Source organism: Thalassococcus lentus, from assembly GCF_028023555.1.
GTDB classification, from domain to species: Bacteria; Pseudomonadota; Alphaproteobacteria; order Rhodobacterales; family Rhodobacteraceae; genus Thalassococcus_A; species Thalassococcus_A lentus.
Window position 1 is genome coordinate 269,140 of sequence record NZ_JAQIOY010000001.1, and the last position, 11,970, is coordinate 281,109.

Sequence of the window (11,970 nt, forward strand, 5' to 3'; positions counted from 1 at the left end):
GCCGCGCCGATGTGCCAGATAAGGCGCGCGAGGGTATAGAAATGACGACAGACAACAACACGGATGATCGTGGTCTGGACGACGAAACGCGTCCCGATGTGTCGGCGTTAGCAACGGCGGTTATCTCTGTCTTGAACGACAAGCCTGATAGTGCGGCGCAGTCACTGCGCGGCTCGGTCGTGCGCAAACTCGTCAAGTCGACCCTACGCGATGGCGCCTTTAACGCCGAGATGCTTCTGAACGACCTGGAAGACAATCGGCTCGCTCCCGATCAAATCGTGGATATCTACATCCCTGCCGCCGCGCGCGAGCTTGGTGTGATGTGGTGTGATGACATGATTGGGTTCGCAAAGGTAACGATCGCGACCGCTCGGTTGCAGGGGCTTTTGACCCTGCTTGCGCCACCGTGGTCGGCTAAACCGGCTGTATCGAATGAGGCGGTCAACACCCTTCTCGTTTTGCAAGCCAACGACAGCCACACGTTGGGTCCACATGTCGCGACAGCGCAGCTCAGACGCTTAGGCGCGTCAGTTCGGCTTCTTTTTGGGCCGGATGAGGGAACTTTGGCCAGAGTGTTGGAAGATGAACACTACGATTTGGTCATGTTCTCCTGCTCTCGGACAGATGCTCTTGCAACAATCGCCAAGATGGTTAAACGGATTAGAGCGGAAAGGGAAAAAAGCCCCCCGATTGCTCTAGGCGGATTGGTTCTTGAGCTCACGGATCGCATTAAAGAAAAAACCGGCGTAGACTTGGTAACGGCCGATGTGAAAGTGGCATTTAAGCTCTGCGATAAGAAGAGACTAAAGCAAAGGTCTGTGGCGCGATAAATGAACAGCAATGGGTCCAGTTTTTGGAGAAGTGGCTCTGCGCCCGTGATTGAACCGGAATCGCTTTCCAGTTTGATATCGGTTGCCTCGGACCTTTCGCTCGTCGTGTCAAAGGAAGGGATCATCCTTTCCGTTCTGATCAATCCGACTGAATCGTCATTTGGCAATCTGGCTCATTGGGAAGGCTCTCCTGTCACGGATTTCCTGACGACAGAATGCGTTCCCAAATTCCAAACCATTCTTGATAGCTTCAACAACGGTGAGATTTCATCGCGTGCGATGGAATTGAACCACACCGATCACACGGCGTGGGAATTTCCAGTTCGGTATTCCTTCCATGCCTTTGCCAACGGTGACGCGCTAATCATGTTGGGTCGGGATTTGCGACCCGTAGCCGAAACTCAACAGCAACTTGTCCAGGCACAGATGTCGCTTGAGCAGGGCTATGAAGCCCGCCGCGAATTTGACGCCCGCTACCGCTTGCTGCTCCGCACAGTGCGGGACCCCGTTGTTTTCGTTTCGGTCAATGAAGGTCGGATCAAGGATTTGAATGAACCGGCCGCGGCGCTTTTGGGCTCCACGCGCGAAGATCTGGTCGGTTCGTCATTTGCTGCCGAATTCCGCGATCGCCGCAAGGACGAGTTTGTGGAAAGTCTGGTTAATACCGCCATTTCCGAAAATACGTCCGATTTTAACGTCCAGACCAAGCGTAATCGTCAGCGCGTCATAATTACGCCGAATGTATTCCGCGCTGCGGGCGAACGTGTTTTGATTTGTCGTCTGGATACAGAAAGCACCGGCTCGGGGCATTTGGACGAACTGGGTCTGAACCTCAGCGTTCTTTACGAAAAGGGATCAGACGCGATCGCGTTTACGTCGATTACGGGCACGATCCAAACCTGTAACGACGCATTCCTCGATCTGGTCGATGCCGCGCACTTGGTGGATGTGAAGGGCCGTAGTCTGGCTGACTATCTTGGTCGCGGTCAGATCGATATGTCCGTTCTCATCGAGAACGCGCGCCGCACCGGACAGATGCGGATGTATTCCACCAAAATCATGAACGAATATGGATCTAAAACTGCCGTTGAGATGTCGGTAACCTATCTCAATGACCGTTCTGATCCGGAACTGGGTTTCGTGATCCGGGATGCCAGTCGCGTTGATGCGATCCGCAAATCTCCGATGCAAACCTCGGAGGAAAGCAGCCGCAATGTGATGGAGCTGGTGGGATCTGCCACGCTCAAGGAAATCGTTTCGGAAACGACAGATGTCGTCGAAAAGATGTGCATCGAAACTGCGGTTAATCTGACCCGAAACAACCGCGTGGCCGCGGCTGAAATGCTCGGGCTGTCCCGCCAATCGCTCTATGTGAAGCTCCGCAAATATGGGCTTTTGAACAAAGAGACGGACAACGAATAAACTTCGTCCAATTGGGCCATGTGCCTGCCACCTGTAAGCTTCGTTTAACTTGCGCCGACTCGTTATGTTGTGTTTAGTTGACACATGACTGTCAGCGTTAGTTTACACGAAGAGCGCAAAACGCCAGAACCCGCCGCGATGCTCCAGCTGATAAAGCCGGTAACGTGGTTCCCGCCGATGTGGGCCTATCTGTGCGGCCTGGTTTCAACCGGGGCCAGTTTTTCAGAACACTGGGCGCTTGCCTTGCTTGGGGTGATCCTCGCCGGCCCAATTGTCTGCGGCATGAGCCAGGCGGCCAACGATTGGTGCGACCGCCACGTTGACGCAATCAATGAACCAGATCGGCCGATCCCGTCGGGCCGCATTCCCGGACGCTGGGGGCTTTGGATTGCGCTTGCAATGTCCGTGCTTTCCCTGCTGGTCGGTTCACTGCTTGGTCTGTGGGGTTTTGTGGCCACTTGCGTCGGCGTTTTGGCGGCATGGGTCTATTCGGTTGAGCCCATTCGAATGAAACGGTCTGGCTGGTGGGGGCCCGGGCTGGTTGGTCTCAGCTATGAATCCCTGCCGTGGTTCACCGGTGCAGCGGTTCTCGCACAGTCTCTCCCAAGGCCTGAAATCATCACGATTGCGCTTCTCTATGGGATCGGCGCGCATGGCATTATGACACTGAACGATTTCAAAGCTCTCGAAGGCGATCGGCAGATGGGTGTAAATTCTCTGCCTGTAACGCTAGGCCCGGAAATGGCCGCGAAAGTTGCCTGCTTTGTCATGATCGTTCCACAGGCCATCGTTGTTCTGCTTCTTTCCAGCTGGGACCGGCCTGTGCATGCCACGTTGGTCATGGCGCTTGGTCTGGGTCAGATTTGGGCCATGACCGTGATGATGCGTGACCCCAAGGCCAAGGCGCCATGGTACAACGGAACAGGTGTCCTGATGTATATCATTGGTATGATGGTCGCCGCTTTTGCACTCAGAGGGTTGGCAGCATGACTTTGGGTTGGGGTGGAATCGCGCGTTTGTGTCTGACGAACGCTGCAATTGGCGGTCTGGCCGCTCTTCCGGTCAACCTGTTCAATCGTTTGATGACCGTCGAGCTGGCGCTTCCAGCGCTCTTGCCCGGTTTGTTGGTTGCTTTGCACTACGGTGTTCAGCTGACTCGTCCGGTCTGGGGGCACCGCTCTGACGCCAAAGGCGGGCGAACGCCGTTTATCCTTTTTGGTATTGCATTGGTCGCCGCGGGGATCATCGCGACGGCTTGGGGCATCAAAATAGGCTCTAATTCGCCCGGAATGGCTCTGATTGTCTGGATTGCCGCCTATGCCGCAATCGGTATGGGTATCGGTGCAGCTGGCACGTCCTTTCTGGCCCTTTTGGCAACCGCAGCGCCAGACACACGCAAAGGCGCAGCCGCAACACTTGCTTGGTTGATGCTGATCGCGGGCGCGATTGCCGCGTCGATCGGGACGGGCATTGCACTTGATCCCTATTCTCCGGAACGGCTGATTTCAGTGGTCAGCGCGGTCTGTGCGATCGCCTTTGTGCTGTGCGTTATCTCGACGCTGGGCGTAGAGCGAAAACTGGATCACGTCCCGCCACCCGCTTCTCCGAATTTGCGCGCCGCCTTGCGGGCCACGATGGATGATCCATCTGCGCGGGCCTTCACCGGGTTCGTCTTTCTATCAATCCTCGCATTCTATCTGTCGGAGCTGGTGCTCGAACCATTTGCTGGCCATGTACACGGCCTTTCACCAGATGAATCCACCAAACTGTCCGGAGGGAAAGACGGGGCGGCATTGCTGGGTATGATCGGCGCTGGCGTCTTGTCCACATTGAACATCGGCACACTGAGGGGTTGGGCAGTGATCGGCTGCATCCTGTCCGCGCTTGGTTTGATCGGGCTTGGGTTTGGCTTGCCCCTGATCCCCTCAACAGTCGTGCTGGGGCTTGGCAATGGTTTGTTCGTTGTGGGCGCAATCGGTTCAATGATGCGCCTTGCCGCTGAAGCGCCCGGTGCCACCGGAACCCGCATGGGTGTCTTTGGCGCGGCGCAGGCCATTGCGGCAGGTCTGGCCGGTTTGATCGCGACGGGAATTCTCGACATTGCGCGAACGGTTTTGCCGGATCAGGCCGCCTATGGAACAGTCTTCATCATCGAAGCCGTTCTGTTTCTTGCTGCCGCTGTTGTCGCGTCACGTTTGCTTCGAACAGCGCCCAACCATCACAATTCACTGCTGCAACCGGGAGAATAGAAAATGTATGATGTCGTTGTTGTGGGTGGTGGCCCGTCCGGTGCAACCGCAGCCGAAGATCTTGCCCGGTCCGGCCACAAGGTCGCAATGATTGATCGCGAAGGTCGTATCAAGCCGTGCGGCGGCGCGATTCCACCGCGCCTGATCCAGGACTTCCAAATTCCCGACGAGCAACTGATCGCCAAGGTTACAACCGCACGCATGATTTCGCCCACTGGGCGGCATGTGGATATACCGATCGATAACGGCTTTGTCGGCATGGTCGACCGCAAGGATTTTGATCCTTTCCTGCGCGACCGCGCCGAACACGCGGGCGCCGAACGCTATACCGGGACGTATCTTCGGATCGAACGGGACGGCAAGGAAAAGCACGTCATTTACCGAGACAAGCAAAGCGGCGAAGAGCGCAGCCTGCAAACTCGGCTTATCATCGGTGCGGATGGCGCTAAATCACGGGTCGCCGCACAGGAAATTCCCGGCGGTACTAAGACACCCTTGGTTTTCGCATACCACGAAATCATCGCCGCTCCACGGGAAGCCACAGACGTATACGATCCTATGCGCTGCGATGTGATCTATGACGGGGCTATATCACCCGATTTTTACGGATGGGTTTTCCCCCACGGAAACACCGCTTCTGTCGGTATGGGCACCTACATCACCTCTGTGGATCTAAAGCAGGCCACGGCCGCGCTGCGCGAGGCCTCCGGTTTGGCTGATTGTGAAACGATCCGGCGCGAAGGCGCGCCCATTCCGCTGAAACCACTCAAGTTCTGGGACAATGCGCGCGATGTGGTTGTGGCCGGGGATGCAGCAGGCGTCGTTGCCCCCAGTTCCGGTGAAGGCATTTTCTACGCAATGCTGGGCGGCCGCGTTGCAGCAACAGCAGCAAGCGCAACACTGGCCTCTGGTCGGATCACAGACCTGTCTCTGGCCCGAAAGCTTTTCATGAAAGAGCACAAGAGTGTCTTCAAGGTTCTTGGTGCGATGCAAAATGCCTACTATCGCTCTGACAGCCGCCGCGAACGGTTTGTGAGCCTGTGTCATGATGAAGACGTGCAAAAGCTGACATTCGAAGCTTATATGAACAAAAGGCTGGTCAAGGCGCGTCCGATGGCGCATCTCAAAATCGGTCTGAAGAACCTCAGCCACCTTGCTGGCCTCGTGCGGGAGACACACGTATGACAATCCATATTCCTGCGTGGGTCGATGGAACACTCACACCGGTCGAAAAGCTGGACGCACACAAACGTGGGCTCAAGCACAAGGCTGTTTCAGTGTTCGTCACGCGCGGCGAAATGGTTTTGATACAAAGGCGCGCGCTGGGCAAATATCACACGCCCGGGCTTTGGGCGAACACCTGCTGCACTCACCCTGATTGGGACGAAGACAGCCTAACCTGCGCAAATCGCCGTCTCGAGGAAGAACTGGGCATAACCGGTCTGGCTCCGGACTATCGCGACCGTGTTGAGTATCGGGCAGATGTGGGTGGCGGTTTGATCGAACACGAGGTGGTCGATATCTTCGTTGCAGAAGCGGATGACGACATGCCCCTGAATCCAAACCCCGACGAAGTAATGGAGACCGAGTGGCTCACTTATGGTGACCTGTTACACCGGGTGACGAAAAAGCCGTCGGATTTCACACCCTGGCTGCGCATCTATCTGGACACATATGCCGAACGCATTTTTGGCGATCAGATGCAAGCGCCCGCCTGACCAGAGGCAGACGCTTTTGCCCTAAGCAAAACGCATTGAGACAAGAGCACGCTGGCTCAAAAAGCCTGTTGATCACGCGCGGCTTAGCGTGACCACATTGCTTTCCATGCCCATGGCTTGTTTTGCGGTTTTCGCAATATCGTGCCGTGTTAGACCCGCATCTGCGTACATGTCATCCGGGCTCGCCTGATCTATGAACCGATCTGGCAAGGTCATAGTACGAATGGCAAGGCCCTGATCAAATGCGCCTTCTGCCGCCAAAGCATGCAATACCATGGCCCCAAAACCACCCACGGATCCCTGTTCGATCGTGATCAAAGCTTTGTGGTGACGCGCAAGCTGACGGATAAGATCCATATCGAGCGGCTTGGCGAAACGTGCGTCTGCGATCGTGCTGGTGACACCGTCAGCTTCAAGCAACCTGGCCGCCGCCTCCACTTCGGACAGATGTGCACCAAAGCTCAGGAAGGCAACATCGCTGCCTTCTTTCACAACACGGCCTTTCCCGATTTCCAGTAGTTGGCCGCGTTCCGGCATTTCAACGCCAGTCCCAGAGCCGCGCGGATAGCGGAAAGCAATCGGTCCACTTTCGTGTGCAGCTGCGGTGGCTACCATGTGCATCAATTCGGCCTCGTCCGCGGCCGCCATAACCGTCATCCCCGGCAAATTGGCAAGATAGGCCACATCAAAAGCCCCGGCATGTGTCGCGCCATCGGCGCCAACCAACCCAGCGCGATCGATAGCAAAGCGTACGGGCAGTCCTTGCAAGGCGACGTCATGCACCACCTGGTCGTAACCACGCTGCAAAAAGGTCGAATAGATCGCGCAGAATGGTTTCAAGCCACTGGCAGCCATTGCTGCGGCGAATGTAACACCGTGTTGCTCTGCGATGCCCACGTCAAACACCCGCGCCGGGAACCGGTCGGCCATGATGTCAACGCCCGTACCAGAAGGCATCGCGGCGGTGACCGCAACGACATTTGGATCGCGGGCCGCTTCATCTGTCAGCGCCTTGCCAAAGACGGATGTATAGCTGGGGGCGTTTGGCTTTGATTTGGCTTGTTGCCCTGTAACAGGGTCGAATTTGCTGACGCCGTGACCGCGATCTGCGCTGCCTTCGGCAGGGGCAAAACCCTTGCCTTTGACAGTACAGACATGAATCAGAACCGGGCCTGTTGCGCGGGCACGAGCCGCACGCAGAACTGGCAAAAGTTGGTCCATGTCGTGTCCGTTGATCGGGCCCACGTACTCGAACCCAAGCTCTTCGAACAAAGTTCCCGAACCTTGGACCGCACCGGTCACCAATTGACGCGCGCGCTTGGCACCGTCCCGCATTGGCGGCGGCAAGGCAGCTTCGAACCCTTCGGCAAGGCTACGCATCTTGGCCAGCGGCTCATTTGCGTAAAGGCGGGACAGGTAGGACGACATCGCGCCAACGGGCGGTGCGATGCTCATCTCGTTGTCATTCAGGATCACGAACATACGGCGCCCTTCGTGACCGGCGTTGTTCATCGCCTCATAGGCCATGCCGGCACTGATGGAACCATCGCCGATAACTGCAATGGAATCCCCCGTCGGGCGCCCCATGTCACGACCAACAGCAAAGCCCAGCGCGGCCGAAATCGATGTTGAACTATGCGCCGCACCGAATGGATCGTATTCGCTTTCAGAGCGTTTGGTGAAACCGGAAAGGCCATCTTTCTGGCGCAGTGTCCGAATGCGATCCCTGCGGCCCGTCAGGATCTTGTGAGGATAGCATTGATGGCCCACGTCCCAGACCAGTTTGTCCATCGGCGTATTGAAAACAGCATGAATGGCGACTGCCAATTCAACCACACCCAGCGACGAACCAAGATGCCCGCCCGTTTCCGAAACCGCCGAGACCACCTCTGATCTTACTTCGTCAGCCAATCGCGACAAAGATCGATCATCGAGCTGCCTCAGATCTGCGGGGCCAGCGATGCGATCCAGTGTTGGGGTATCAGGGCGAGTCATGGCAGCGTCCTCCAGGGGAAGAGAGGGAATTTAAAAAGGCGTCACGATCACACGGGGGGTGCCGATGAACGTGACGCCAGTTTCCTGTAGCCAACAGGAAGGGAACCGGGGTGTTGAGGCCCCGACATCCGAGCTCCAGATGGGAAATGCAGGAGGCCGGATCTGGCGCCAACGAGGGCGGACACCAGATGTGCCCGCCCCTGTCGGTTACTCGTAGACAGGAGCGCCGGTTGTGGCCAGTTCTGGCCAATCAGCGATCATGTTCATACCTTGCAACGGTTGCTGATAACCCTTGTGGCAAGTCTTGCAGGCCGCTTTGGGTGCATCCGCGAAAACTGGGCCAAGCCTGTTTTCGGGATAGACATCCTCAAGGGGAACCAACCAATCAGCATTGATTTCCTGAACCATGGAAATACCCAACTGTTCCGTGCTCCACTGCGGTGTCACCTGTTCCGGGTCATAGAAGGCCCGGCTGTTGTGACAGAAGTTGCAGTTCACACCGAGGCTGTTGGACACGTAGTTCATCAAGCTGAACGTCCGTTCCGCGTCTTGCCAGGTGCGTACACCATCTTCGGCAGGGGATTCGGCCACATGTGCTTCCAGATCATGAACAGAAATCTGTTCGTAATCGAGGAAGTACTTTTCGAGCGCATCAGAAGGCAGTGATGTGTACTGCGACAGTGACGTTGCCCGGTTCTGAACCGCAGCCCAGCCCGCCGTTGCCTCTGTCACGTTGCCAACCTTGAACCAGATGTCAGACGGAACGTTCTGTCCACGGTGACACGTGTAGCAATTCACACCGACCTCACCATTGGCATTCACGTGACCATCCCAGCCCTCGTTGATGCTTTGAGTCATCTGGATCATGCTTCGGGCGACAACCTTGGTATAGAGGTCGTCCTTACCATACTCCTCGATGTCCACATCGCCGTGGCAATAGGCGCAGCCTTCTTCCGGTGCGACCCAGCTGGTAATCGCATTCATCACCCGGTTGAAGTTGTCCTCGGTCAGATCACCAAGCACCTGCACGTTCTGGTACACGTCCTTGGCAAGAGCTTCGCCGCCTTCAGGAACATACACTTCTTCTGTGTAGTATTCCTCAAGTGTCGGATCGGCCTTTTTGACCTCGACAACGAACTCTGGAACCGACATGCCCGTGCCGCGTGGGCCAGTCTGCATGCTTTCAGTCTTGAAGGGTTGGCCAAAGTTCACGAGTGCGATTGCCACGATCACCGCGGCGCCCAGACCACCCACCAGGATTGCCGGACCGTAGATGTCGGTCGGGCGCTCCCTGTTCCAGTCATTGAACCACTTGGGTAGCATGATCAGTTCTCCTTGCCGATGAAGGCGTCATAAGAGCCGTATGCTTCGTAGCCGTAGCTGCCGTCATACATCGGAGCGAAGTGATGCTCCTGAGCCCAGATGAACCAGTTGTCCACAACCGTGCCGGTCAGAAGAATGCCGATGCCGCCCGTAATCGGGGTCAGTACCGCAAACCACCATGCCCAGCGGTGAATGCCTTCCATCGTAGCGTTGAAGCCCATGGTCCAGCGCCAGAACAAAGCCGCGCGTTCCGAGGCCGTGCCGCGGTCGACGATCTGTTCCAATTCGCGGTCGCCACCATAACGTGTCACCGCAAGGATCGTCGCGCCATGCATGGCGAACAGAAGAACGGAGCCATAGAGGAAGACGATCGAGAGAGCGTGGAAGGGGTTATAGTAAAGATTGCCGTAGCGGATTGAGAACGCCGTGGTCCAATCAAGGTGAGGGAAGATCCCGTAGGGTACCGCTTCTGACCACGATCCCATCAGGATCGGGCGGAAGAGACCCAGCACAAGGAACAACCAGATCGCAGCGCCAAACGCCCAGAAGACGTGTTTGCCCATCTTGTGTTCCATGGCCAAGAGATAGGTCCTTGCCCACCAACTCATCACCGAAACCAGAAGGAAGAAGCTGGCAATGATATACCAACCACCATCGTTCAAAGGCGGAAAGCTCAGGCCATATTCCGGGCTTGGCGGCTCAAGCGCCAGCCAGAACAGTTGGCGGATGAATTCCGGAATGGACCAGTCCACCTGCGCCAGCATGTTGATGCCAATGATGTTGAATGCAAGCAAACCCGCAGCGACCGACACCATGCCCGTCCAGCCAAGATAAACCGGGCCCAACTGTGCATTTCCAAGCCAACCCACCAGGGTCGAGAACGAAGCACTGGTGCCGCGTTCCGTGGCTGCAGCTTCGGTCTCGGTGCCCATTTCCGGGGGCCCCTGAACCTGCACCTGCGTGAAGATGTTTTGATACTCAGGATATATCATTGGTCATAGCCCCACGTTGGAGCCCCAGATGGGGAGCTCAAGCCACCAGTTCCACCATTCCGGCCAGCCTTTGGTCCAAACGGGCCCGGAGATGATGATACAGACAGCGCTGAAGAAAACGGCATTGATGGCCAGCAGGAATCCGACCCGGTGAATGCCGAGTGTGCCGACCGAATAGCCAATGAAATCGCGAAAGAACGTGTCTTCGTGATCGGGGGTGCGCATTTCCTCGCCCTTTTCAGGGTTGGCCGCCGACAGGATCAAGCCGCCGTGCAGCGCCAGCGCCAGCGTGGTGGTGAAGAACAAGGTCACCGCCAGCATGTGAGCCGGATTGTAGTGGAAATGCAGGTACGCGTAGCCTGTGTTGCTGACCCAGTCGAGGTGGCTGAAAATCCCGTAGGGAAATCCATGCCCCCAAGCACCCATCAGCAAAGGACGGAAGATGACCAGTGTCACATACGCCAGGATCGCAAAACTGAAAGCAAAGGGCACGTGATAGCCCATACCCAGTTTACGACAAATCTCGACCTCTCGAAGCGCCCAGCTGACGAAAGCTGCCGTCGCGCAAATCGTGATGATTTGCCAAAGGCCGCCCTCCATGAGCGGCGCCATACCAAGACCGTAGCTGAGGTCAGGTGGCGCAATGTTGATGAGCCAAGGGTTGAATGTGCCTTGATGCGCGGCGCCCCAAAGGATGAGGATCGTACCGAGCATGGCAAAAAAGGCGGTCGTGACCCCGAAGAAGCCCACGTAAAAAGGGCCTACCCAAAAGTCGAACAGATCGCCGCCGATCAGCGTCCCTCCGCGGACGCGATACTTTTTCTCGAAGCTGAGCAGCGCCATCTTCAATTCTCCGCGTTTGGCGGCGCGACCTCGAGTTCGAGGGGGCCGTCATGGTTATCATTTGCTTGCCGCGGGCGACGCGGGGTCCGCCCCGCCCGCCGGCTTCTTTTGGTTGGGCTCTCATGTCCCACGCTGGGCCTAGATGGCCGGCGTGTTTACATGCCTGCCGCTGCTGCGGTGTCGAACCAGTTGATGCCGTTGGACAGCACCACCATGTGGATCATCGCAGCCAGCAGAAACAGGAAGACGCCCTGCGCCACGAACACGCGGCGGGGATCGAAAACGAGCCAGATCTTATAGAACTTTGCCATTTGCTATGCCTTCCTCAGAACCACGGACGCCAGATGAAGGTCGCGAGGTGTGCGACCACCGCAACCGCCGAGAACAGCCAAAGGCCGCTCATGTAGACGGAATGCAGTTCCTGCGCCTGCTCGTCGGTGAGACCTGTGAAGGACAGGTCGGAATTATCAGCCATGAACTTTCCTCCGGAATGTTAGGACTGACGCCGCACACCCTGCGGCCGGGTTTCCCATGGAGAATCCACAGGCATCTGTCCGTCCCTTTCGGAAACGGTCAGCTCTTGCTCCCCACATGATCA

General features: G+C 56.8%; 12 protein-coding genes. 6 read left to right on the plus strand and 6 right to left on the minus strand.

Annotated features, from left to right (window positions below):
• Positions 1-41: 41 nt before the first annotated feature.
• From PFY00_RS01365 to idi, 6 genes are all read left to right on the plus strand, one after another.
• On the plus strand, positions 42-830 hold the full coding sequence (locus PFY00_RS01365) for a cobalamin B12-binding domain-containing protein (protein WP_271430723.1): 789 nt from the start codon (positions 42-44) through the stop codon (positions 828-830).
• Between the two features lie 45 nt (positions 831-875).
• On the plus strand, positions 876-2,252 hold the full coding sequence (ppsR, locus tag PFY00_RS01370; protein WP_271430724.1) for a transcriptional regulator PpsR: 1,377 nt from the start codon (positions 876-878) through the stop codon (positions 2,250-2,252).
• 84 nt (positions 2,253-2,336) lie between these two features.
• Positions 2,337-3,242, plus strand: a complete 906-nt coding sequence (chlG, locus tag PFY00_RS01375) for a chlorophyll synthase ChlG (RefSeq protein WP_271430725.1) — start codon at positions 2,337-2,339, stop codon at positions 3,240-3,242.
• Positions 3,239-4,501: a BCD family MFS transporter gene (locus PFY00_RS01380; protein ID WP_271430726.1), complete on the plus strand. Its 1,263-nt coding sequence runs from the start codon at positions 3,239-3,241 to the stop codon at positions 4,499-4,501. Before chlG ends, PFY00_RS01380 begins: the two co-directional genes overlap by 4 nt.
• Before the next feature lie 3 nt (positions 4,502-4,504).
• The gene (locus PFY00_RS01385; RefSeq protein ID WP_271430727.1) at positions 4,505-5,686 is read left to right on the plus strand and encodes a geranylgeranyl diphosphate reductase; all 1,182 of its coding nucleotides are present in this window, start codon (positions 4,505-4,507) and stop codon (positions 5,684-5,686) included.
• Positions 5,683-6,219, plus strand: coding sequence for an isopentenyl-diphosphate Delta-isomerase (idi, locus tag PFY00_RS01390; protein WP_271430728.1), 537 nt, complete (start codon positions 5,683-5,685; stop codon positions 6,217-6,219). Before PFY00_RS01385 ends, idi begins: the two co-directional genes overlap by 4 nt.
• Positions 6,220-6,291: 72 nt before the next feature.
• On the opposite strand, the gene dxs is transcribed toward idi, so the two are convergent.
• The 6 genes from dxs to pufB form a co-directional block, all read right to left on the minus strand.
• Positions 6,292-8,214 (minus strand): 1-deoxy-D-xylulose-5-phosphate synthase, encoded by a 1,923-nt coding sequence (gene dxs, locus PFY00_RS01395; protein ID WP_271430729.1) that lies wholly within the window; start codon positions 8,212-8,214, stop codon positions 6,292-6,294.
• A gap of 207 nt (positions 8,215-8,421) precedes the next feature.
• Positions 8,422-9,537: a photosynthetic reaction center cytochrome PufC gene (gene pufC / locus PFY00_RS01400; RefSeq protein WP_271430730.1), complete on the minus strand. Its 1,116-nt coding sequence runs from the start codon at positions 9,535-9,537 to the stop codon at positions 8,422-8,424.
• 2 nt (positions 9,538-9,539) lie between these two features.
• Complete coding sequence (gene pufM, locus PFY00_RS01405; protein WP_271430731.1) at positions 9,540-10,529, minus strand: photosynthetic reaction center subunit M; 990 nt, start codon at positions 10,527-10,529, stop codon at positions 9,540-9,542.
• 3 nt (positions 10,530-10,532) lie between these two features.
• On the minus strand, positions 10,533-11,372 hold the full coding sequence (gene pufL, locus PFY00_RS01410; RefSeq protein WP_271430732.1) for a photosynthetic reaction center subunit L: 840 nt from the start codon (positions 11,370-11,372) through the stop codon (positions 10,533-10,535).
• A gap of 155 nt (positions 11,373-11,527) precedes the next feature.
• Positions 11,528-11,683 (minus strand): light-harvesting antenna LH1, alpha subunit, encoded by a 156-nt coding sequence (gene pufA / locus PFY00_RS01415; protein ID WP_271430733.1) that lies wholly within the window; start codon positions 11,681-11,683, stop codon positions 11,528-11,530.
• 14 nt (positions 11,684-11,697) lie between these two features.
• Positions 11,698-11,847: a light-harvesting antenna LH1, beta subunit gene (pufB, locus tag PFY00_RS01420; protein ID WP_114509227.1), complete on the minus strand. Its 150-nt coding sequence runs from the start codon at positions 11,845-11,847 to the stop codon at positions 11,698-11,700.
• Positions 11,848-11,970: the final 123 nt, after the last annotated feature.